General features: G+C 70.2%; 16 protein-coding genes. 5 read left to right on the plus strand and 11 right to left on the minus strand.

What is annotated here, in order from left to right:
- Positions 1 to 79: 79 nt before the first annotated feature.
- Both STVA_RS02525 and STVA_RS02530 read left to right on the plus strand, forming a co-directional pair.
- Positions 80 to 1,159 (plus strand): TauD/TfdA family dioxygenase, encoded by a 1,080-nt coding sequence (locus STVA_RS02525; protein ID WP_245978532.1) that lies wholly within the window; start codon positions 80 to 82, stop codon positions 1,157 to 1,159.
- A gap of 5 nt (positions 1,160 to 1,164) precedes the next feature.
- Complete coding sequence (locus STVA_RS02530; RefSeq protein WP_123694510.1) at positions 1,165 to 2,031, plus strand: LOG family protein; 867 nt, start codon at positions 1,165 to 1,167, stop codon at positions 2,029 to 2,031.
- A gap of 22 nt (positions 2,032 to 2,053) precedes the next feature.
- Here STVA_RS02530 and STVA_RS02535 read toward each other — a convergent pair whose 3' ends face one another.
- The 9 genes from STVA_RS02535 to STVA_RS02575 all read right to left on the minus strand — a co-directional run bounded on the left by STVA_RS02535 (position 2,054) and on the right by STVA_RS02575 (position 13,600).
- Positions 2,054 to 3,322: a serine hydrolase domain-containing protein gene (locus STVA_RS02535; protein ID WP_123694508.1), complete on the minus strand. Its 1,269-nt coding sequence runs from the start codon at positions 3,320 to 3,322 to the stop codon at positions 2,054 to 2,056.
- A gap of 76 nt (positions 3,323 to 3,398) precedes the next feature.
- Positions 3,399 to 4,667 carry a serine hydrolase domain-containing protein gene (locus STVA_RS02540; protein ID WP_123694507.1) on the minus strand — a complete coding sequence of 423 codons (1,269 nt, stop codon included), beginning with the start codon at positions 4,665 to 4,667 and terminating at the stop codon, positions 3,399 to 3,401.
- A gap of 86 nt (positions 4,668 to 4,753) precedes the next feature.
- Positions 4,754 to 5,725, minus strand: coding sequence for an L-histidine N(alpha)-methyltransferase (gene egtD, locus STVA_RS02545; RefSeq protein ID WP_123694505.1), 972 nt, complete (start codon positions 5,723 to 5,725; stop codon positions 4,754 to 4,756).
- Positions 5,725 to 7,023, minus strand: coding sequence for an ergothioneine biosynthesis protein EgtB (egtB, locus tag STVA_RS02550; protein ID WP_245978530.1), 1,299 nt, complete (start codon positions 7,021 to 7,023; stop codon positions 5,725 to 5,727). Before egtB ends, egtD begins: the two co-directional genes overlap by 1 nt.
- A gap of 78 nt (positions 7,024 to 7,101) precedes the next feature.
- On the minus strand, positions 7,102 to 7,893 hold the full coding sequence (locus tag STVA_RS02555; RefSeq protein ID WP_197735772.1) for an ABC transporter permease: 792 nt from the start codon (positions 7,891 to 7,893) through the stop codon (positions 7,102 to 7,104).
- A gap of 6 nt (positions 7,894 to 7,899) precedes the next feature.
- Positions 7,900 to 8,673 (minus strand): ABC transporter ATP-binding protein, encoded by a 774-nt coding sequence (locus STVA_RS02560; RefSeq protein ID WP_123694500.1) that lies wholly within the window; start codon positions 8,671 to 8,673, stop codon positions 7,900 to 7,902.
- A 5-nt stretch (positions 8,674 to 8,678) separates the two neighbouring features.
- Positions 8,679 to 9,662, minus strand: coding sequence for an ABC transporter substrate-binding protein (locus STVA_RS02565; protein ID WP_123694498.1), 984 nt, complete (start codon positions 9,660 to 9,662; stop codon positions 8,679 to 8,681).
- Positions 9,663 to 9,701: 39 nt separating this feature from the next.
- Positions 9,702 to 11,456 (minus strand): hydantoinase B/oxoprolinase family protein, encoded by a 1,755-nt coding sequence (locus STVA_RS02570; protein WP_123694496.1) that lies wholly within the window; start codon positions 11,454 to 11,456, stop codon positions 9,702 to 9,704.
- A gap of 8 nt (positions 11,457 to 11,464) precedes the next feature.
- Entirely contained in the window at positions 11,465 to 13,600 is a 2,136-nt protein-coding gene (locus tag STVA_RS02575) for a hydantoinase/oxoprolinase family protein (RefSeq protein WP_123694494.1), read from the minus strand.
- 104 nt (positions 13,601 to 13,704) lie between these two features.
- Between STVA_RS02575 and STVA_RS02580 the strand changes: the two genes are divergently transcribed.
- Together STVA_RS02580 and queE are read left to right on the plus strand one after the other, a co-directional pair.
- A complete protein-coding gene (locus STVA_RS02580) occupies positions 13,705 to 14,460 on the plus strand; it encodes a TetR/AcrR family transcriptional regulator (protein ID WP_170221588.1) in 756 nt (251 codons plus the stop codon).
- 66 nt (positions 14,461 to 14,526) lie between these two features.
- Positions 14,527 to 15,162 carry a 7-carboxy-7-deazaguanine synthase gene (gene queE, locus STVA_RS02585; protein ID WP_123694490.1) on the plus strand — a complete coding sequence of 212 codons (636 nt, stop codon included), beginning with the start codon at positions 14,527 to 14,529 and terminating at the stop codon, positions 15,160 to 15,162.
- A gap of 21 nt (positions 15,163 to 15,183) precedes the next feature.
- On the opposite strand, the gene STVA_RS02590 is transcribed toward queE, so the two are convergent.
- Positions 15,184 to 18,768, minus strand: a complete 3,585-nt coding sequence (locus tag STVA_RS02590) for an ABC transporter ATP-binding protein (RefSeq protein ID WP_123694488.1) — start codon at positions 18,766 to 18,768, stop codon at positions 15,184 to 15,186.
- A gap of 121 nt (positions 18,769 to 18,889) precedes the next feature.
- Here STVA_RS02590 and STVA_RS02595 point away from each other — a divergent pair, with 121 nt between their 5' ends.
- Complete coding sequence (locus STVA_RS02595) at positions 18,890 to 20,017, plus strand: LysR family transcriptional regulator (RefSeq protein WP_170221589.1); 1,128 nt, start codon at positions 18,890 to 18,892, stop codon at positions 20,015 to 20,017.
- Between the two features lie 359 nt (positions 20,018 to 20,376).
- Here STVA_RS02595 and STVA_RS02600 read toward each other — a convergent pair whose 3' ends face one another.
- Positions 20,377 to 21,852: an amidohydrolase family protein gene (locus STVA_RS02600; RefSeq protein WP_170216676.1), complete on the minus strand. Its 1,476-nt coding sequence runs from the start codon at positions 21,850 to 21,852 to the stop codon at positions 20,377 to 20,379.
- Positions 21,853 to 21,902: the final 50 nt, after the last annotated feature.

The raw sequence follows: 21,902 nt of genomic DNA on the forward strand, positions 1-21,902 counted from the left end.
CAGCCTATCGCGTAGCCGCGACGCATCCAATCCGTTCCTCTATCGGCGCGCGACCGGAGCCCCGAGGAGCCTGCCGCCCGTGAGCGATATCGCCGCCAACGACCCCGCCGCCGACCTGCCGCCGGCGCAGGCCGGTGCCGCTGCCTGGTACGGTCCCGACCTTGCCCGCCAGGGCAGCCGATGGGTGGTGGAACTGGACCCGGCCGAGATCGCCGAGGTGGACGCGGCCGCCCGCCGGCTGGCCGCCGCCGGGGCCGACATCGCCGCCATGGAGCGGGAGGATTTCCCGTTGCCCCGCCTGGCGCCGCGGCTGGCCGGCGTGCTGGCCGAGGTGCTGGACGGCCGCGGCTTTGCCGTGTTGCGCGGGCTTCCGGTCGACCGCTGGACGATGCGCGAGGCGGCCACGGCCTTCTTCGGCATCGGGACCCATCTCGGCCGGGCGCGCTCGCAGAACGCCCGGGGGCACGTGCTGGGCCATGTGCGCGACCTGGGCCTCAGGAGCGACGACCCCAGCGTGCGCATCTACCAGACCAGCGAGCGCCAGACCTATCACACCGATTCCTGCGACGTGGTGGCGCTGCTGTGCCTGCGCACGGCGCGCGCGGGCGGCCTGTCGACGCTGGTCAGTTCGTCCACCATCTTCAATGAGATGCGCCGCCGCCGGCCCGACCTGCTGCGCCTGCTGATGCAGCCGATCGCGACCGACCGGCGGGGCGAGGTGCCGGCCGGTGGCAAGCCCTTTTTCCTGATCCCGGTCTTCTCGTGGCACCAGGGGCACCTGACGGCGATCTATCAGCGCCAGTATGTCGATTCGGCCCAGCGCTTCGCCGACGCGCCCCGCCTGACGCCGGCCCATGTTGACGCGCTCGACCTGTTCGATGCCCTGGCCAACGACCCGGCGCTGAACCTGCACATGGAATTCCGGCCGGGCGACGTGCAGCTCGTCCACAACCATACCCTGCTGCATGATCGCACGGCCTTCGACGACTGGCCCGATCCCGACCGGCGCCGGCACCTGCTGCGCCTGTGGCTGGCCTGCCCCGGCGCGCGGCCGCTGCCGGATGTATTCGCCGACCGCTACGGCTCGGTCGCCATCGGCGACCGCGGCGGCGTGGTGGTGCCGGGCATGCGTCTGAACGCACCGCTGGAGGCGGTCTGAGCGGCATGGACGAGCCCCTTCGCCCGCCCCACGCGCGCGCCTTCCTGCCCGCCCTGGAGGATCGCGACTTCCTGCTGCGCGAGGAACTGCGCGGCTTCCGCTTCGCGCTCGAATACTACAAGGCCGACCTGCTGCTGCGGGAATGGGGTGTGCGCTCGACCGTCGTCATCTTCGGCAGCGCGCGCATCCCGGCACCCGAGGCGGTCGACGGCCTGCTCGCCGCCGCCGCGACGCCCGAGGCGCGTGCGATGGTGGAACGCCATGCGCGCCTGTCGGTCTGGTATGAGCGGGCGCGGGCCTTCGCCCGGCTGGTGTCGGTGCGCGGCGGCGCGCTCAACCTCCGGCCCGATCGCATCCGTGACAATGTCGTGGCGACGGGCGGCGGCCCCGGCATCATGGAGGCCGCCAACCGCGGCGCCACCGATGTCGGTGCACCGTCGGTCGGTTACAACATCGGCCTGCCGCACGAGCAGGAGCCGAACCGCTGGTCGACGCCCTCGCTCACCTTCTCGTTCCACTATTTCGCCATGCGCAAGATGCACCTGGCGATGCGGGCCAACGCGCTGGCCGTGTTCCCCGGCGGCTTCGGCACGCTGGACGAGCTGTTCGAGATCCTGACCTTGCAGCAGACGCAGAAGGCGCCGCCGATGCCGGTCGTGCTGTTCGGCCGCGACTACTGGAAAAGCGTAATCAACCTGGATGCCCTGGTCGAGAACGGCATGATCGCCGCCGCCGACCTGGACCTCTTCGAGGTGGTGGACACGCCCGAGGAGGGGTGGGAGTCGATCAGCCGCCGCGGCCTGGTCGCCCACACCCCCCTGGCCGAGGCGCCGCGCGGGCCGCTGCCGGCCGCCATCGACCGCGAGTCGTGACGGCCGGCGGCACCCTCCGGCGTCAGTCCATGACCGCCTGGTTGACGAGCGTGGTCATCAGCTTGCGATAGTGCAGCCGGATGGGGCCGGGGGCGTGGGCCATGAAGACGGCCGTCAGGTCCTCTTCCGGATCGACCCAGAACCAAGTGCCGTAGGCGCCGCCCCAGTTGTAGTCGCCGGGCGACCCGCTGACGCCGGCGACGCCGGTGGACAGGCGGACGGTGAAGCCCAGGCCGAAGCCGTAGCCCGGCCCCAGATTGTTGTGGCTGGCCCCGCCCAGATGGTCGGCCGTCATGTACTCGATCGTCTTGGGCGCCACGATCTGGCGGCCCCCGAACTTGCCCTTGTCCAACAGCATCTGGGCGAAGCGGACATAGTCGGCCGCCGTACCGGCGGCACAGCCGCCGCCGCATTCCATCTTCAGGGGCTTTCGCAGGTCGAGCACGCTCTGCGGCCGGCCGCTGTCGGGGTCGTTGGCCAGGCCCTTGGCGAAGCGGTCATGCTTGGCATCGGGGATGGTGAAGCTGGTGTCGGTCATGCCGAGCGGGCCCCACAGCCGCTCCTGCAGGAAGCCACCCAGGCTCTTGCCCGACATCTGCTCCACGATCGCCCCCAGCACGTCGACCGACAAGCCATATTCCCAGGTCGTGCCCGGCTGATAGAGCAAGGGGGCGGCGCCCAGCTTCTCGATGAACTCCGCCGTCGTCATGTTGGTGCCGGCAAAGCCCGACGAGGCCGGCTGGAGCTTGTGGACGGGCGTGGTGCCGCGCCCGCCATAGGTGATGCCCGAGGTGTGCCGCAGCAGGTCCTGCACGGTCATCGCCCGCTTGGGCGGCTCGGTCTCCAGCACGACCTGGCCGTCGGCCGCCTTCTTCTGCACGCCGACCTGCATCTTTCCGATCGCCGGCAGGTACCGGCCGACCGGGTCGCTGATGAAGAGCCGGCCTTCCTCGTTCAGCATCATGATCGCGACCGAGGTCATCGGCTTGGTCATGGATGCCAGCGCGAAGATCGTGTCCTTGGTCATCGGCACGCCGGCGTCCTTGTCGCGGAAGCCGAACGCCTCGTGGTAGGCGAGCTTGCCGTGGCGGGCGATGGCGACGACGGCACCGGGCAGGCGCCCGGCCTCGATGTCGGCCTTCAGCACGCTGGCGATGCGGCCGAGCCGCTCGGACGACAGCCCGACCGCTTCCGGCACGGCGACGGGCAGGGGCGTGTCGGCGGCGGCCAGGGATGGCAGGGCAGCCGCGGCCAGCAAGGCTGCCGCGGCGATGGGGGCGAGGCGAGGCATGGTCGGGGTGTCCTCCCGGGGGACGTTCTTCTGCGCCCCCAGTCAATCACCCCGGCCGGACGAATACCACCGATGGTTAGGGCATGATCGCCTGGTTGACCAGCGTCGGCAGCAGCTTGCGATAGTGCAGGCGGGCCGGCCCCGGCGTGTGGGCCATGAAGACGACGGCCAGGTCCTCTGCCGGGTCGATCCAGAAGAGCGTGCCGTAGGCGCCGTTCCAGTAGTAGTCGCCGACCGACCCCGTCAGGCCGGCCACGCCCTGGCTGCGGCGCACGGCAAAGCCCAGCCCGAAGCCGTAGCCCGGTGACAGGGTGCCGGTCGGGATCGTGCCCAGATGGTCGGCCGCCATGAACTCCACCGTCTTGGGCGACAGGATGCTGCGGCCATCGAGCGAGCCGCGGTTCAGCAGCATCTGGACGAAGCGGACATAGTCGCCCGCGGTCGATGCCGCGCAGCCGCCGCCGCATTCCATCTTCATCGTCCGCGTCACATCGAGCACGACCGGCGGGCGGCCGGTATCGGGGTCGACCGGCAGGGCCTTGGCGATGCGGCCGCGCTTGTCGGCGGGCACGGTGAAGCTGGTGTCGGCCATGCCGAGCGGGCCCCAGAGGCGCTCGCCGAGGAAGCCGCCCAGGCTCTGGCCGGCGATCGATTCGACGACCGCGCCCAGCACGTCGACCGACAGGCTGTACTCCCAGCCGCTGCCCGGCTGGCGGACGAGCGGCAGCGTGCCCAGCTTCTCGACGAATTCCGCCGTCGTCAGGTTCATGCCCGAGAAGCCGGACGACAAAGGATAGAGCTTGTGCACCGGGGTGGTGGCGGCGCCGCCATAGACGATGCCGGCGGTGTGGCGCAGCAGGTCCTGCACCGTCACCGGCCGCTTCGCGGGCTCGGTCTCGACCAGGTCCTGGCCGTCCGCGCCCTTCTTCTGGACGGCGACCGCCATCTTCGCCATCGGCGGCAGGTAGCGGCCGACCGGATCCGAGACGAAGAGCCGGCCTTCCTCGCTCAGCATCATCACCGCGACCGAGGTCATCGGCTTGGTCATCGAGGCGATGGCGAAGATCGTGTCCTTCGTCATCGGCACGCCGGCTTCCTTGTCGCGGAAGCCGAACGCCTCGTAATAGGCGAGCTTGCCGCGGCGCATGACGGCCACCACCGCGCCCGGGAGGCGGCCGGCGTCGATGTCGGCCTGGACGGTGGTGCCGATGCGGGCCAGCCGCGCCGATGACAGGCCGACTGCCTCGGGCACGGCCAGGGGCAGCGGCGGTTCGGCGGCAGTGGCGGGCAGGTGCTGGAAGACGGCAAGCAGCGAGGCCGCGGCTGCGGCGGCAAGGCGTCTCATGGCGGGCGGTATCCTTCCGGAGCGGGGGCTCGGCTCCAGTCAATCACCGCCCGCAGGCGAAAGCTATCGCCCGCTCCGACGCAATCTCAACCTGATCGCAGCAGATGAACGGCGAACAGGCCCGCAGCGTCGGTCCAGGTCTGGGCCGGCAGCCAGCCGCTGCGGCCGGCCAGCGCCCGGAACTCGGGCACGCTGTACTTGTAGGAATTCTCGGTATGGATGCTCTCGCCGCGATCGAAGGCGAAGACCCGGTCGCCCAGCCGGATCTCCTGGCGCGACAGGCTGACCAGATGCATCTCGACCCGGCGGTTGCGCGGGCACCAGCGCGCCTCATGGCGGAACAGTTCGATGTCCAGTTCGGCCCCCAACTCGCGCTGCATGCGGACCAGCAGGTTGCGGTTGAAAGCCGCCGTCACGCCGGCCGCGTCGTCGTAGGCGGCCTCGAGCACGCCCGCATCCTTGGGCACGTCGGCGCCGACCAGCATCATCGACCCGCGGCCGAGCAGCCGGCGGGCACGGGCCAGGAAGGCGGTTGCCTCGGCCGGGCTGAAATTGCCGATAGTGGAGCCGGGGAAGAAGCCCACCGTCACGCCGGTATCGGCGCCGGGGATCGAGGGCAGCGCGAACGGCCTGGTGTAGTCGGCGCAGACCGGCGCGATGCGCAGGTCGGGGAAGTCCGCCGCCAGGCCGTCGGCCGCCGCCATCATGTGCTCGCGGCAGATGTCGACCGGGACATAGGCGGCCGGTCGTTCCAGGGCGGCCAGCAGCAGGCGGATCTTCACGCCTGCGCCCGAGCCGAACTCGACGATGCGCGCGTCCGGCCCGATCGCGGCCGCCATCGCCGGCGCATTGCGGGAGAGGATGCCGAGCTCGGTGCGGGTCGGGTAATATTCCGGCAGCTCGCAGATGGCGTCGAACAGCCGGGATCCCTCGGCGTCGTAGAAGAACTTGCAGGGCAGCGTCTTGGGCTGCCCCGACAGGCCGTCGATGACGGCTTGGCGGAACTCCTCGGTGGACGGCTCCAGGTCGTGGAGGCGAAGCGGTTCGGTTCGTGCCATCACGCATCCTCTGCCAGGCGGAATCCGCTGAACTGCCATCGGGCGTCCGGCGGAAAGAAGTTGCGATAGGTCGGGCGCTCATGGCCGGGGGCGGTCGCGCAGGACCGGCCGCGCAGGACCATCTGGTTCATCATGAACTTGCCGTTATATTCGCCGACCGCGCCCGCTGCCGGGCGAAAGCCCGGATAGGGCAGGTAGGCGCTGGCGGTCCATTCCCACACGTCCTGCACGAAGCCCTGGCCGACGCTCCGCGGATGCGGGCGGACGCGGTCGGCGTCCAGGTCGGCATGGGCGTCGTGGCGGGCGGCGCGCTCCCACTCGAACTCGGTCGGCAGCCGCCGGCCGGCCCAGGCGGCATAGGCGGCCGCCTCGTACCAGCTGACATGGCAGACCGGCTCGTCGTCGGCCGGCGGGCGCTGTCCATGCAGGGTGTAGGTCGACCAGCCGGCCTCGTCCCGGCGCCAGTAGCCGGGCGCGTCCCAGCCGCGCGCCTGGACGATGGCCCAGCCCTCGGACATCCACAGATGTGCCTGGGTGTAGCCGCCATCGGCCATGAAGTTGCGATACTCGCCGACCGTCACCGGCCGGCTGGCGATGCGGAAATCCTGCAGCAGCGCCTCATGCCGCGGCCCCTCATTGTCGAAGGCGAAGTCGGTTCCGGCATAGCCGATGGGCACGATGCCGCCCTCGAAGTCGATCCAGTCGACGGGCGGGCTCTCGCCCGGCTCCGGCACCAGCGCCGGGACATAGACGGGGGCGATCGGGTTGGCGGCAAAGGCGTGCTTGATGTCCGTCAGCAACAGTTCCTGGTGCTGCTGCTCGTGCTGCAGGCCGAGCTCGACCAGGTCCAGTGCCTCGGCCGGGCAGTCGCGCAGCAGGGCGGCCATCGCCTCGTCGACATGGGCGCGATAGCGGCCGACATCGGCCGCCGTCGGCCGCGTCAGCAGCCCGCGCGCCGGCCGCGGGTGCCGCGGGCCGACGGCCTCGTAGTAGGAGTTGAAGAGATAGGCGTATTGCCGGTCGAAGGGCCGGTAGCCGGCCAGGAACGGGGCCAGCAGAAAGGTCTCGAAGAACCAGGTCGTGTGGGCGCGGTGCCACTTGGTCGGGCTGGCTTCCGGCATCGACTGGACCGACTGGTCCTCTGGCCCCAAGGGGGCGGCCAGCAGCTCTGTCGCCGTCCGTACCTGGTGGAATCGGTTGAGCAGGTCGCCGGTGCGGTCGGGCGTCTGCTGGCGTTGCCGTTGCGGCAGGTGCAGGACCGAGCCCATCAGGGGCGGCCCCGCCGGAAGTTCATCCATTCAGCCGTGCTTCCCATCCGGGGAGAACGGCAACAGCCTACATTGGTTCCTGCCCGGCCGCGCGGGCATTCACCCCCGTCAATGTCCGCCCGGACGCTCCACCGCGCGCTGCGAGACGTGCCAGGGCAGCACCAGCCGCTCGATCGCCTCGACGATGTAGAAGAGAATCGTCCCCAGCAGCCCCAGCAGGACGAGGGCCACGAACACGCGCGAGGTATCGAACTGTCCCTGGGCCACCAGGATGACGAAGCCCAGGCCGGCCGAGCCTGCGACGAACTCGCCGACGATGGCCCCCACCAGCGCGAAGGAAATGGCGACCTTCATGCCGACGAAGAGGCTGGGCAGGGCGTTGGGAAAACGGATCTTGACCAGGATCTTCAGCGGGCTCGCATGGTTGACGCGGGCGAGCGCAATGGCGTCGGGGTCGACCGAGCGCAGGCCCAGCACCGTGTCGACGACGATCGAGAAGATCGCCAGCATCACGGCGATCGCGATCTTGGGCTCGATGCCGGTGCCCATCCAGATGACGAAGAGCGGCGCCAGCGCCACCTTGGGCAGGCTGTTGAGGGCGACCAGCAGGGTATAGATGATGCGCTCGGCCAGGCGCGAATTGACGATCGCCACGGCCAGCCCGACGCCCAGCACGACCGACAGCACGAAGCCGACCAGCGTGGTCGACAGCGTGTACCAGCTATTGCGCAGGAAATAGCTGGGCGCCTCGATGAAATCGACCCAGATGCGCGACGGCGGCGGCAGGATGATCGGCGGCGGCGCCAGCAGCCAGACCGCCGCTTCCCACAGCAGGACGACGCCGATCAGCACGGCCAGCGTGCTGCGCAGGCCGGCCGAGCCGGACCAGAGACCCATCATCGGCCCTTACTCCTTGACGATGCCGAGGGCCGCGAACAGCCCGCGGATATGGGCGACGTGGCGGGCGAACTCCGGCGTCTCGCGGATCGACAGCAGCCGCGGCCGCGGCAGGTCGATCGGCACGATCTCGACGATGCGGCCCGGCCCGGGTGACATCATGGCGACGCGGTCGGAGAGGAACACCGCCTCGGCGATCGAATGGGTGACGAACACGACCGTGCGCCGGGCCGACTGCCAGATGCGCGTCAGCTCGACGTTCAGGTCATCGCGCGTCATGGCGTCGAGCGCGCCGAAGGGCTCGTCCATCAGCAGGATTTCCGGCTCGCACAGCAGCGCCCGGCAGATCGACGCGCGCTGGCGCATGCCGCCCGACAGTTCCCACGGGTGGCGGTCCTGGAAGGCGCCCAGGCCGAACCGTTCCAGCAGCGCGCGGGCGCGCACGGTCATTTCGGCCTTGGGCAGGCCCTGGAATTCCGCGGTGATGAGGACATTCTCCAGGATCGTGCGCCAGTCCAGCAGCACGTCGCGCTGGAAGACCATGCCCAGACCCTTGGGCGGGCCGGCGAGGCCCTGGCCGCGCACCCGGATTGCACCCGTGCTGGTTCCCTCCAGCCCGGCGATGCATTTCAGCAGCGTGCTCTTGCCGCAGCCGGACGGGCCGAGGAGCGAGAAGAACTCCCCCTCGGCCACGTCCATGCTGACATCGGCAAGTGCGACGACCGGTCCGCGGGCCGAGGAATAGGTCTTCCCGGCCGCGCGGATCTCGACGCAGGCGACCATCGGCGCTACTGGATCAGGTCGTTGGTGTAGAGGTCCGACGTCTTGGCCGGGGCCTTCAGCGCGCCCGCCGCCAGCATCATGTCGACATGCTTCTTCCAGTCTTCCTCGGCCTGCCAGCCGATCGGCTTGCCCTTGGTGGCGGGCGTGTCGAAGAAGTCGATGGTGATCTTGATCTGCTCGCGCTGCACGGCGCGGTCGAGGCGCGCATCGGGGCGCTGCTTCAGCATGGCCTCGACGCCCTCGTCGATGCCGCCGTCGCGCATGAACGCCCAGGCCTTCTGCTGGGTGGCGACCAGGCGCTTCAGCGCGTCGGCCTTGGTCTTCAGGGTGGCCTCGGTGGCGATCAGCCCGTAGCTGGGGAAGGCGATGCCGGCATCCTCGGCCAGCACGCCGTGGCTGGGCCGGGGCTTCTCGGCCACCGGCAGGGCCGAGCCGATCGTCGACATCAGCCCGTCGGCGCGCTTGGCGGTGTAGGTGCCCCACAGCGCCGCCGGGTCGACGAAGGACACGGTCACGGTGGTGCGGTCGAGGCCGCCCTGCTTCAGCCACAGGTCGATCAGCGGCGCCCAGGGGCTGGCGGCGAAGACCACCAGGTTCTTGCCCTTGAAGTCCTGCACCTTGCGGATCGGGCTATCCTTGTCGACCAGGACCACCAGGTCGGTGCGACGGTCGAAGCCGGCGAAGGACTTCACGGTGGCGCCGTTCTCGCGCGCCTGGGCCAGCAGGCCCAGCTGGATCTGGCCGACATCGACCTGGCCCGCATTCACGAGTTGGAGGGTGTTGCCGCTGCCGCGCCCGTCCTGCACGTCGACGACCAGGTTGGCCTCCTTGAACCAGCCCTTCACCTCGGCCAGGTGCATGCCGGCCTGGATGCCCCAGGGGGCGAAGTCCATGCGCACGCTGATTTTGTCCTGGGCCGTGGCGGCCAGGGGCGCCAGCGCCAGCGCGGCGGCCAGGACGGCCGGCCGCAGGATGTTCGTGTTCGTCATTCCCCGTACTCCCAGTTCCGGTGTCGCTCGGTAGGCCCGTTATCGTTGCGCTTGCAGCGCCTGCCGCAGTCGGGTGCTGGCCGCTGCATCGACCATGCCAGTGCCCGCATCGACGACGACCCCGTGGCGGCTGCGCGCGAAGTCGACGCTGATCTTGCCGTTCCACACGTCGCGCGCGACCAGTTCCGGTTCGCGCTGGAACGGGTCGCCATGGCCGCCGCCGCCCGCCTGGTGGTGGGTCAATAGCTGGCCGCGCTGCATCTCCATGGTGACCTTGCCGGGCAGGGCATGCTTGTCGGCGCCCTCGCCCAGCCAGTTGCCGGCCCGCCCGCCGGTGCCGCCGCCCTCCAGCCCGTAGGGGGCATAGACGACACGGTCGGCACGGAGCTGCAGGACCGCCTCGTCGGCCAGCAGCCGGTAGGACCGCTCCAGCCCCATGCCGCCGCGCCAGCGCCCGGCGCCGCAGCTATCCTGCACCAGCGCGTAGCTTTCGATGCGCACCGGGTGGGTGCGTTCCATCACCTCGACCGGGGCGTTGGACAGGTTCTGCGAGGGGTTGGTGATGGCGTCGATGCCGTCCTGGTCGGGCCGGCCGCCCCAGCAGCCGCTGATCATGTCGACGACGATGAAGGGCGAGCGGTCGGGCTTGCGCCCGGCGATGCAGACGACCGTGTTCCCGCCTTCGCCCGCCGCCGGCAGGATGTCGGGGACGATCTGGGCCAGCGCGCCGAACATCGTGTCCATCACCCGGTAGCCGGTCAGCGCGCGCGCCGCCACGGCGGCCGGGATGCGCGGGTTCAGCACGCTGCCCTCGGGCGCGGTCACCGCGATCGCGCGGAAGACGCCGGCATTGTTGGGGATGTCGCCTTTCAGGGCGCAACGTACCGACAGGAAGGTGTTGGACTTGGTGTAGGAGAGGGTCGAGTTGATGGCGGCCCGCACCTGCGGGCTGGAGCCGGTCCAGTCGACCGCCAACTGGTCGCCCGCCACCGTGATCGCCACCTGCAGGACCACGGGCGCATCGCTCAGCCCGTCGCTGTCGATATGGTCGGTGAAGCGATAGGTGCCGTCCGGCCAGGTGCGGATCTCCTCGCGCGTCATCCGCTCGGCATAGTCGAGAAGCGCGCCCAGGTAGAAGCTGAAGCCGTCGGCGCCGTAGCGCGCGATCATCCGCCCCATTTCGCGCGCACCCACCTGGCAGGCGGCGAACTGCGCGTTGAGGTCGCCCAGCACCCGGTCGGGCACGCGGACGTTGATGTCGATGATGGCTTCCAGGGTCTCGTTGATCCGCCCGCCCTCGAACAGCTTGAGCGGCGGGATGCGCAGCCCCTCCTGGAAGATCTCGGTCGAGTCCGCGGCGTTCGACCCGGGCACCCGGCCGCCGACGTCGGTGTGGTGGCAGATCACCACCACCCAGGCCATGATCTCCTCGCCATGGAAGACCGGGTGGAACATGAAGATGTCGGGCAGGTGCATGCCGCCCAGGTAGGGGTCGTTCAGGATGATGGCGTCGCCCGGTGCCACCCGGCCGGCCCACCGGGCCATGACCGAACCCATCGCCTCGGGGATGGCGCCCAGGTGCTGGGCGATGGTCTTGGCCTGCGCCACCATCTCGCCCTTGGCGTCGCAGATGGCGGCCGAATAGTCCATCACGTCCTTGACGATCTCGGACTTGGCGGTGCGGATGACGGTGTAGGCGACCTCGTCGACGATCGCGTCCATCGCGTTCTTGACGACCGCGAAGGTGATCGGGTCAAGCCGGTCGCGGGCCGTGGGGGTGCTGTCCTGTGGCATGGCGGGCCTCACTCCAGATCGATGGCGATGCAGCCGGCAGCCGCCGCGCGCGCGGTGCAGCCGGGCGGCACGATGATCGTCGTGTCGTAGGATTCGATGATGGCCGGGCCGGCGATCGGCCCCTCGGCCACGGCGGAGCGCGGGGCGAGCCGGGTCGCGACCGGCTCGGCGCCCCGCTCGAACGATACCATCCGGCTGCCGCTGTCGCCCGCCAGTGCGCTGGCGTCGAGCGTGATGCGGCCGAAATCCAGCCGGTCGGCCGACGTGCCGATCGCGGTCAGGCGCAGGTTGACCAGCTCGACCGGCTCGTCGGCGCGATAGCCGAAGGTATCGGCGTAGGTCTGGTGGAAGGCCTCGGCCAATGCCGTCCGGCCAGGCGCATCCAGGCAGGCGGTGACGGGGATCGTCAGCTCCGACGACTGGCCGATATAGCGCAGGTCCGCGCCCCATCGCAGGGTGGCCGTCGCCCCGCCATAGCCCTCGGCCGCCAGTGCCGCCCGGCCATCGGCCGCCAGCGCCTCGCGGGCCTGGTCCAGCGTCGTTTCCGACACCTGGTCGAGCGGGGCCAGGATGGCGCGCACGAAGCTGTGCTCGGCCTCGGCCGACAGCATGCCCGCGGCCGAGAAGACGCCCGCCACCGGGCTGATCAGCACCCGCTTGATGCCCAGCAGGCGGGCGACGTCTACCGCGTGCAGCGGCCCGCCGCCACCGAACGCCATCAGCGCCATGTCGCGCGGGTCGCGCCCGCGCTCGACGGTGACGGCACGGATGGCGCGGGCCATGTTGACGTTGGCGACCTGGCGAATACCGTGCGCGGCCGCCATCGGGTCGATGCCGAGCGGGTCGGCCACCTCGGCCTTGATCGCGGCCAGCGACAGGGCGGGGTCGACGGCCAGGCTGCCGCCGGCCAGCGCGTGCGGGTTCAGCAGGCCCAGCGCCATGTTGGCGTCGGTCACCGTGGGGCGGGCGTTGCCGCGGCCGTAGCAGGCGGGGCCGGGGTCGCCGCCGGCACTCTCGGGCCCCACCACCAGCAGGCCGCCCGCGTCGATGCGCGCGATCGAGCCGCCGCCGGAGCCAACCTCGGCGATGTCGATCGCCGGCACCTTCAGCATGTAGCCGCCACCCTTGGTGAAGCGGCTGGGCGAGCTGATGCCGTCGCGGAACTCGTACTCGGTGACGAGCGAGGGCATGCCGCCCTCGATGATGGATGCCTTGGCCGTGGTGCCGCCCATGTCGAAGACGATGAGGTCGGGCGCGCCCACCGCGTGGCCGATGCGGGCCGCCCCCGTGACGCCGCCGGCCGGGCCGGAGCCGACCGCGAAGACGGGCTTGCTGCCGGCGGTCGCGATCCCGACCATGCCGCCGTTCGACGCCATCACCTGCACCGGGGCGGCGATGCCGCGCTCGGCCAGGCGCGCCGTCAGCCGGCCCAGATAGACCCGCATCGCCGGCAGCAGATAGGCGTTCACGACCGCCGTCGACGTGCGCTCGTACTCCTTGATCTCGGGCAGCACTTCGTAGGAGGCGGTGATCAGGATGTCCGGCGCCTCCGCCCGCAGGATCTCGGCCGCGCGGCGCTCCTGGGCGGCATCGACATAGCTGTTGATGAAGCAGACGGCGACCGCCTCCACCCCCTCGGCCTTGAAGAAGGCGGCGGCCTCGCGCACGCCCGCCTCGTCGAGTGGCGTCACGACCGCGCCGTCGGCGCCCAGCCGCCCGGCCACCTCCAGGCGCCAGCGGCGCGGCACCAGCGGATCGGGCTTCTTCCAGCGCAGGTCGAACATGCCGGGCGTGCGGATGCGCCCGATCTCCAGCACGTCGCGGAAGCCCTGGGTGGTCAGCAGGCCCGTCCGGGCGCCCACCTTCTGCAGGATGGTGTTGGAAGCGACCGTGGTGCCGTGGACGATCTCGCCCACCAGGTCGGGTGCGATGCCGGCCTCGGCCAGGACGGCGTCGATGCCGGCGACGACGCCGATGCCGGGGTCGCGCGGGGTGGTGGTGGTCTTGTTGAGAATGATGCGGCCATCGGCCAGCGCCAGGACCACGTCGGTGAAGGTGCCGCCGACATCGACGCCGATGCGCGCGCTGCCGGGCTTGGTCGCCGCCGTCGGGCCGCTGGTCGCCGTTTCCCGCTGTGCCGCCATTCGCCCGCGCGCTCCTTCATATTGACCGACTGGTCAGTCAGGCGCATATGCTGCCGCCAACCATGACGACCCGTCAACGCCCGAAATCGCCCCCGGCCGAAAAGGTGGCCGCTGAAAAGGTGGCCGCCGAAAAGCTGGCCGCCGAAAAGCCGGCTGCCGCGAAGCCGGCCACCCGGAAGGCGGCAAACGGCCGCGACCCTGCGGCCACGCGCGAGCGCATCCTGCGCGCGGCCCTGCGCGAGTTCGCCCAGCGCGGCTATGCCGGCGGCCGGGTGGAGGGGATCGCCAAGCGGTCCGGCGTCGCCAAGGGGCTGGTGTTCCACTATTTCGGCACCAAGGAAGGGCTCTACCTGGCGGTCCAGCAGCGCATCTACGAGAACCTGCGCCGGCGCCAGGACGAGACGCAACTGGCGGGCCTGGGGCCGGTCGAAGGCATGCGGAAGCTGGTCATCGACACCTTCCGCGGCTTTCGCGAGATGCCCGAAATCATCCGCCTGATGAACGAGGAGAACCTCCACCAGGCGCGCAACATCCGCGGCGCCCACGCCATCCCGGCGCTCTACAACCCGCTGGTCGCCGCCATCGAGCGGCTGATCGCGGCGGGTCGCGAGGAGGGGCTGTTCCGGGCCGAGATCGACCCCGTCGCCTTCTATATCGCGCTGTCGGGCCTGGGCTATTTCTACATGTCCAACCGCTACACGCTCGGCACCGTCCTCCAGGTCGACCTGGAGGATGCCGGCCGCATCGCCGCCTACGAGGAGATGATCGCCGACATGGTGGTGGCCTATCTCCAGGGCGGGGCTGCCACGCTGCCGATGCTATCGCTGCCGGAACCGGCCGTGGTGTGCGATGGGGGTTGAGGCGGCGGCCGATGCGTGCTTGAAGCCGGGGATGACGACGAACCGGCGCGGGGCCTGAGCCCGCCCATGGCCTACGCGGTCAAGGAGATCTTCTACACGTTGCAGGGCGAGGGCCGGAACGCCGGCCGCGCGGCCGTGTTCTGCCGCTTTTCCGGCTGCAACCTGTGGTCCGGGCGCGAGGCCGACCGGGCGACGGCGGCCTGCCGGTTCTGCGATACCGATTTCGTGGGCATGGACGGAGCGGGCGGCGGGCGCTTCGCGGGCGCGGACGAACTGGCCGCGGCCGTCGCCCGCCTCTGGCCCCATGCGGGGACGGCGGGGCGGATGGTGGTGCTGACCGGCGGCGAGCCGCTGCTCCAGGTCGACGACGCGCTGGTGGCAGCATTGCATGGCGCGGGGTTCGAGATCTGCGTGGAGACCAACGGCACCATCGCGCCGCCCGCCGGCATCGACTGGCTATGTGTCAGTCCCAAGGGCGCCAATGCCCTGGCGGTCTCCGCCGGCGACGAGCTGAAGCTGGTCTTCCCCCAGGCCGACGCCCAGCCCGAACGGTTCGAGGGGCTGGGCTTCGACCATTTCCTGTTGCAGCCGATGGACGGGCCGGCGCTGGCGGCCAACACGGCCGCTGCCATCGCCTATTGCCTGGCCCATCCCCGCTGGCGCCTCAGCCTGCAGACCCACAAGCTGCTGGGCATTCCCTGAGGCCCAGGCCGGGCGGCAGCGCTACTGCGCCGCCGCCGAATAGGCCGAGGCCAACTGGCGGGAGACGAGGCGGGCATAGAGGCCGCCGCGTGCCAGCAGCGTCTCGTGCGTGCCCGTCTCTGCCACCCTGCCCTGGTCCAGGACGACGATCAGGTCGGCGTCGCGCACCGTCGACAGGCGATGGGCGATGACGATCGTCGTGCGCTCGGCCTGGAGCCGGTCGAGCGAGCGGCGCACGGCCTGTTCGTTCACGGCGTCCAGGTGCGAGGTCGCCTCGTCCAGGATCAGCACCGGCGCGTCCTTCAGGAAGGCCCGGGCGATGGCGACGCGCTGGCGCTGGCCGCCCGACAGGCTGGTGCCGCGCTCGCCGACGGGGGAATCGAGCCCGTCCGGCAGGTTCTCCACCAGGTCGCCCAGCGAGGCGTGGGCGACCGCCGCCAGCAGGTCGGCCTCGGTCGCGTCGGGCCTGGCAATCATGATGTTGGCCCGGAGCGTGTCGTTGAAGAGGTAGGTGTCCTGGGCCACCAGCGCGATCTGGCGGCGCAGGTCATCCAGCTTGTACTGGCGCAGGTCCCGGCCGTTCAGGGTGATGCTGCCCTGGTCGGGGTCCCAGAACCGCATCAGGAGCTGGGCGGTCGTGGTCTTGCCCGCGCCCGACGTGCCGACCAGCGCCACCGTCTGCCCCGCCGCGATGGCGAAGCTGACGCCGGACAGCGCCGGCCGGGTCTGGCCCGGATAGGTGAAGCCGACCTTGTCCAGGGCCAGCGCCGCCGGACGCGGCACCGCCGGCACGCCCGGCCCGTCGGTGACCGGCACCGGCTCGTTGGCCAGCCCATAGATGCGCCGGGTGGCGCCCAGCGTGTCGGCCAGTTGCCGGCCGACCTGGGCGATCTCCGAGATTGGCAGGAAGGCCGCCATGGCCAGCAGCGTCAGCAGCGGCAGCAGGGCCGGGTCGATGACGCCGCGGCTGGCGAGCGAGGCGCCGACCACGACAACGGCCAGGCCGCCCAGGCCGGTCAGGATCTCCAGCAGGCTGTGCTGGCGCGTCAGCTCCGAAAAGAAGGGCAGGCGGAGCGCCACATGATGGTCGGACAGGTCGTCCAGCTTGCGGCCGCGCACCTTCTCCTGCTGGAAGGCGACGATCTCGCCCAGGCCCTGCACCGAATCGACGGCGAAGGCGCCGAGCTCGCCGGCCGCCTCGCGCGCCTGGGAGCCGAGGCGATCGACCCGTTTGCGCATCAGGAACGGGCTGATCGCGACCGCCAGCAGAAACGGCACCAGCGTCAGCGCGATCCACGGGCTGGCCGAGCCCAGCACCACCAGAACGGCGGCCGGCACCAGCACCGCGACGAAGGCCGGGGCCACCGTGTGGGCGAAAAAGTACTCCACCAGCTCGATGTCGTGGGTGGCCAGCGCCATCAGGTCGCCGGTGCGTCGCCGCACCAGGTAGGCCGGCGCCAGGGCATCCAGCTTGCGGAAGGCGTCGATGCGCATTTCCGCCAGCAGGCGGAAGGCCATGTCGTGCGCCAGCCAGGATTCCAGCCAGTGCAGCAGGCCCGACAGGGGCGCCACCACCGCCAGCGCCCACAGGTAGGGCGTGTAGGGCAGGCCGTTCTTCAGGGCCAGCACGACGAGCGCGCTCAGCACGCCGACGCCGATGAAGGCCAGCACGCGCAGCACGCCGAAGACGAAGGTCAGGGTCAGCTTGCCCTTCCAGGGCAGGATCACCTTCATCAGGGCGACGATGAGTTGCGGCCAGCCCATGCCCTCGGCCTTGATGATGCCCTCGGTCAGGGGCTTGGCCGGGATGCCGGTGCCGTCGGCGGCGCGCTCGCCGGGCGTGGCCGCGGCGGGCTCGGCGTCGATCACCTCGGCGGCCGAGGATTCGCGCGCCTGCTCGGCCATCAACTGGGCGTAGATCCCGCCCGATGCCATCAGCACCTCGTGGCGGCCATTCTCGACCACCTGGCCGCCATCCAGCACCAGGATGCGGTCGCAGCCGATGACGCTGGACAGGCGGTGGGCGAGTACCAGGGTCGTCCGCCCCTGCATCAGCACGTCGAGCGCCTGCTGGATGGTTGCCTCGTTCTCGGCGTCGACGGCTGACAGGGCCTCGTCCAGCACCAGGATCGGCGTGTCGCGCAGCAGCGCCCGGGCGATGGCGACGCGCTGGCGCTGGCCGCCCGACAGCTTCACGCCCTTCTCGCCGATGATGGTGCCGTAGCCCTGGGGCAGTCCTGCCACGAAGTCGTGGATGTTGGCGGCGCGCGCGGCGGCTTCCACCTCGTCCTGGCGGGCGTCGGGCCGGCCCATGCGGATATTGTCCTCGACCGTGCCGTGGAAGAGGAATGTGTCCTGGCTGACGACCGAGATCATCGAGCGGATCTGCTCGAACGACAGGTGGCGCAGGTCGTGCCCGCCCAGCCGGATCGTGCCGGCCTCGGGGTCGTAGAAGCGCAGCAGCAGGCGCACGATCGACGACTTGCCGCCGCCGGACGGGCCGACCAGGCCGATGCGCTCGCCGGCCCCGACCTGGAAATCCAGCCCGTCATGGATGGTGCGGCGCGTGCCGGGATAGCGGAAGCGCACGCCCTCGAACGTGATGGAGGGGACCAGGGGGGCCGCCAGCGGACGGGCCGCGGCGTCGGCCACCGTCGGCTGTTCATCCAGGATCTGGTAGATGCCCTGGGCCGCCGACATGCCGACCATGCCCTGGTGCAGCACCGAGCGCAGCTCGCGCATCGGCCGGAAGATCTCGACCCCCAGCATCAGGATGATGATCAGCGAGGTCAGCTCCATGGCGCCGGCATCGACGCGGAAGGCGCCGACAGCCAGCGCCAGCGCCGCCCCGCAGGCGATCGAGCTGTCGGTGATGCCGCGCGCCAGTGAGTTGGTCGCCAGCACCCACATGGTGCGGCGGAACAGGTCGCGCGCCTCGACCTCCAGCCGGTCTGCGCGCGACTTGCTCTGGCCGAAGGCCTTGAGCGTCGCCAGGCCCTGGATCGAATCGAGGAACTCGGCGGCGAAGGCGGCATAGGCCTTCTGCCGGTCGCGCGACTTCTGCACGTCGAGCTTGTGCCAGATGGCGGGCGCGAACAGCGCCAGCAGCGCGAAGGCCAGCATGATCGCCGCCACCGGCAGGTCGAGGAAGGCGATGGCGACGAAGATCAGGATGGGCGTCAGCAGCGCGATCAGGAACTGCGGCAGGAACTGCCCGAAATAGACCTCGAGCTGCTCCACCCCGTCGATCAGCGACAAGGTCAGCGCGCCCGACCGCTTGCCCGCCACCGTGCCGGGGCCAAGGTCGGCGATGCGGTCGTAGATGGCCCGGCGCAGCTTCTTCTGGACCCGGGCAGCCGTGGCGTGGGCGACCACCGCGCGCCAGTGCTCGAACACCCCGCGCAGCAGCATGACGACGGCGATGAGGGCGATCGGTGCCAGAAGCTGGCCGATCTCGCGACCGAGGAAGACCTGGCCGATGAGCCAGCCGAGCAAGGCCAGGCGCGCGACGCCGAGGCCGACCGAGACCAGCCCGATCGCCACGGTGCAAGCGATACGCAAACGCACCCCTTCGGTGAAGCTCCACAGACGCGGCTCGAAATGCATGGCTCGGCTCTTCCTCTCGGCAGTCGCAGCGGAAGATAGGCTGAACAGGAATGTTCGTAACTCGACAGTTTCGAATAGCGACTGTACGAGTATGAACATCTGCGAGAAAGGTATCGGGCCCATGCCGGCGGACTGGAGCGACCTGCGCGTCTTCCTCACCCTGGCGCGGGAGGGCAGCCTGACGGCTGCCGCGCGCCAGCTCGATGTCAGCCATCCGACGGTCGCCCGGCGCATCAAGGCGCTGGAGGATTCGATCGGCGCCCGCCTGTTCGATCGCCTGCCCGACCGCTTCGTGCTGACCTCGGCCGGCGAGGAACTGCTGACCGACGTGAAGGCGATGGACCGGGCGGCGGAATCGATCCACCGCCGCAGCGCCGGCCTCAGCGATACCGTCCACGGCACCGTGCGCCTGTCGGCCGACGAGGCGATGGCCGACTTCATCGCCCGCCACCTGCCGCGCATCCGCCATGGCCGCAAATGCGTGGAAATCGAACTGGTCGCCAGCCACCAGCTCGCCAACCTGTCGCGGCGCGAGGCCGACCTGATGATCCGCCAGGACGTGCCCGAGGTGGCCGGCATCGTCACCCGCAAGCTGGGTCGCACCGCGCACGCCGTCTATGCCCGGCCGGACCTGGTGCCATCCGATCCTTCGCCGGATACGCTGCGCGCGCAGCCCTGGATCGGCTTCGACGAGGCCCACGTCTACATGCCGGGCCAGCGCTGGATGATGGCGCTGCTGGACGGGCTGCGGCCGGCGGTGCGGGTCAACAACTGGCTGCTCCTGCGCGAGGCCGCGCGCACCGGCAGCGGCCTGGCCGTCCTGCCCTGCTTCATGGGCGACGCCGACCCCTGGCTGCACCGCATCGGCCCGCCGATCGAGGAGGCCCATACCGAGCAGTGGCTGCTGGTCCACCGCGACCTCCGCGTCCTGCCGCGCATACGCGGCGTGATGGACGCGATCGTGGCGTTGTTCCAGGCGGAGCGGATGGTGGTGGAGGGCGGGCGGCGGTGGTCGCCGTGGCGGCGGCGGCGGAGTAGGGGCGAGCTAGTCGGGGGCAACGACATCCCGCCACCGTCGTTGGCATTGGGGCCCGCTTTGAGCGAAATGTGGGGCTCACCCCTATGTGAGGAATCTGGAAGACAGTACCCAAGTCACATACTATGGAGTTGGGTGGTTGATTTCGAAGATTGTGGTGGCTCTGACGAGGAACAGCGATGTTGTCGGGAACGAAGCGGGCACCAGAATTAGTGCGGCAACTTGGACTGCAAAACGCCACCTATGTTAATGCCGGACGCTACGGTCGAGCTCCCTCGCCGATTAGTATGGTCGAAATTGCTGTCTTCGCCGCGTATGGCAAAGACAATCTGGCGATATCTTCTAAGCGAGCTGCGGGCCGTGCATATTTGGAAGCCAACCGGCATATTTGGGAGAGTCTCGGATACTGCCGACACCAGCGTTCCTCCGGCAGCCATAAAACTGCTACGACCTTTCGAATGCGGTTCCCTCAGCAACCGGATGGCGTGATCGACGAAGCAATGCAGCATGAACTCGTTCGCCTTCAGACGACATTACGGGAGCTTGCTGCGGTTCGCCGATAGCGTGCCGCCTCACGGCCGCCCGCCGGTCCCGGCCAGGTGCCGCAGCATCTCCCGCCGGGTCTTCGGGCCGAACGTCTCGAAGCTGGGGTTCCGCTGTTCGCGATAGTCGGCGCGGAGCTGGTCGATGCGGTCGGGCGCCTGGGGTGTCTCGGCGCGGCGCAGGGTGGCGGGGTCGATGGCGTGGATGCGGGCGGCGTTGGCCGACAGGATCTTGGTCTTGGCCGCCGGCGTCAGGGCAGGGTAGCCGAAGCGCTCCTGGAACTCGGGCGTGATCTCGAAGGCGCGGAAGGCCTGGATCTGGTCCTGCGGGCTGCCATACCAGATGCTGTCGGTGCCCCAGCAGATGCGGTCCTCGCCGAAGGTGGCGAGCAGCTTGCCCATGACGTGGGCCGCCTGGTCGGGCTTGCTCATGTAGTGGCGCCAGACGCTGCCCAGCTCCGCATAGAGGTTTCCAGTACCGGGCTGGAAGCCGGCGTCGCGGGCGGCGCGCACGAAGCGGTCGACGCCGCGGGTGTTGTCGGGGTTGTAGGCGCCCTCGACATAGCCGGGCTCGAAGCCGGAATGGAAGCAGACGAAGGTCAGGTCAGGGAAGAGGCGGGCCGCCCGCGCGATGTCGCCTGGGTGCGAATAGGCATGGTCGAGGAAGGGCAGCGGCAGGCCGCGATGGGCGCAGACGATGCGGATGCCCAGCTTGCGCGCCCGCTCCAGCATCGGCAGGCCGTGGACCGGATCGTCCATGTGGAAGCCGCGGCCGTCCGGCCCCCATTGCGGGTAGAGCTTCCAGGCATCGACTTTCCAGCGCTCGGCCATCTCGTCCATGAAGTCGATCTGGCCGGGCGCGTTCGGCAGCACCCCGCCATGGATCAGGATGCGGTGGCGCCCGCCCATCGCGGCCACCAGGTCGCGCGCCTCGGCGGCATAGTCGACCGGCGTCGGGTTGCTGCCGGGCGCGCCCCACAGGGCCGAGACCACGGCCACGTCGGTGTCGCTGTCGAGGAACACCTCCTTCACCAGCTGCTCGGCCGAATAGCAGTCGAACGACCCGCCGGTGCATTTGGCGTTCTGGCCGAAGACCTGGGTCAGGGTGCGCTTCCAGCGCTCGCCGTCGGCGCCCTGGCTCCAGCGGCCGGACGGGTCGACGCAATGGGTCTGCAGGTCGATGACGCCGGTTGTGGCGCCCAGCACCGCCTGTGCCAGTTGCGGCTCGAAGCGGGAATCAGGAGGCAGGGCGAAGCGGCCGCCGGTGGCGGCGTTGGCTTCGTCGAAGGCGAGCAAGGTCGCGGCGGCACCGCAGGCCGACACCAGGAACGACCGCCGGTCGAGCCCGACGCGGGCGGCGGCCTCCGACACGCGGCGATGGGCGAGCGCGTTGGCGGCGGTCTGCGCCGCGGTCAGCGGCAGCGGGAAGAATTCGCCGTTGGATGCCGTATCGACCTTGATCGGCAGCCGTTCGCCGTCGGGGTCGAGATCGAATAGTGGGCGCATATCCCGTCCTCCTGCCATTGCCGCAGCCTGGAGGAGGGTAGCGCGCCCCG

The sequence above is a fragment of the Stella humosa genome (assembly GCF_006738645.1).
Lineage (GTDB): Bacteria > Pseudomonadota > Alphaproteobacteria > ATCC43930 > Allostellaceae > Allostella > Allostella humosa.

What these genes read in the sequence shown, in the direction of transcription:
- STVA_RS02570 (WP_123694496.1), bottom strand. Translation starts at nt 11,456, where the DNA reads ATGCCACAGGACAGCACCCCCACGGCCCGCGACCGGCTTGACCCGATC.
- queE (WP_123694490.1), top strand. Translation starts at nt 14,527, where the DNA reads ATGGCCTACGCGGTCAAGGAGATCTTCTACACGTTGCAGGGCGAGGGC.
- STVA_RS02540 (WP_123694507.1), bottom strand. Translation starts at nt 4,667, where the DNA reads ATGAGACGCCTTGCCGCCGCAGCCGCGGCCTCGCTGCTTGCCGTCTTC.
- egtD (WP_123694505.1), bottom strand. Translation starts at nt 5,725, where the DNA reads ATGGCACGAACCGAACCGCTTCGCCTCCACGACCTGGAGCCGTCCACC.
- STVA_RS02530 (WP_123694510.1), top strand. Translation starts at nt 1,165, where the DNA reads ATGGACGAGCCCCTTCGCCCGCCCCACGCGCGCGCCTTCCTGCCCGCC.
- STVA_RS02560 (WP_123694500.1), bottom strand. Translation starts at nt 8,673, where the DNA reads ATGGTCGCCTGCGTCGAGATCCGCGCGGCCGGGAAGACCTATTCCTCG.
- STVA_RS02565 (WP_123694498.1), bottom strand. Translation starts at nt 9,662, where the DNA reads ATGACGAACACGAACATCCTGCGGCCGGCCGTCCTGGCCGCCGCGCTG.
- STVA_RS02555 (WP_197735772.1), bottom strand. Translation starts at nt 7,893, where the DNA reads ATGATGGGTCTCTGGTCCGGCTCGGCCGGCCTGCGCAGCACGCTGGCC.
- STVA_RS02535 (WP_123694508.1), bottom strand. Translation starts at nt 3,322, where the DNA reads ATGCCTCGCCTCGCCCCCATCGCCGCGGCAGCCTTGCTGGCCGCGGCT.
- STVA_RS02595 (WP_170221589.1), top strand. Translation starts at nt 18,890, where the DNA reads ATGCCGGCGGACTGGAGCGACCTGCGCGTCTTCCTCACCCTGGCGCGG.
- egtB (WP_245978530.1), bottom strand. Translation starts at nt 7,023, where the DNA reads ATGGATGAACTTCCGGCGGGGCCGCCCCTGATGGGCTCGGTCCTGCAC.
- STVA_RS02600 (WP_170216676.1), bottom strand. Translation starts at nt 21,852, where the DNA reads ATGCGCCCACTATTCGATCTCGACCCCGACGGCGAACGGCTGCCGATC.
- STVA_RS02575 (WP_123694494.1), bottom strand. Translation starts at nt 13,600, where the DNA reads ATGGCGGCACAGCGGGAAACGGCGACCAGCGGCCCGACGGCGGCGACC.
- STVA_RS02590 (WP_123694488.1), bottom strand. Translation starts at nt 18,768, where the DNA reads ATGCATTTCGAGCCGCGTCTGTGGAGCTTCACCGAAGGGGTGCGTTTG.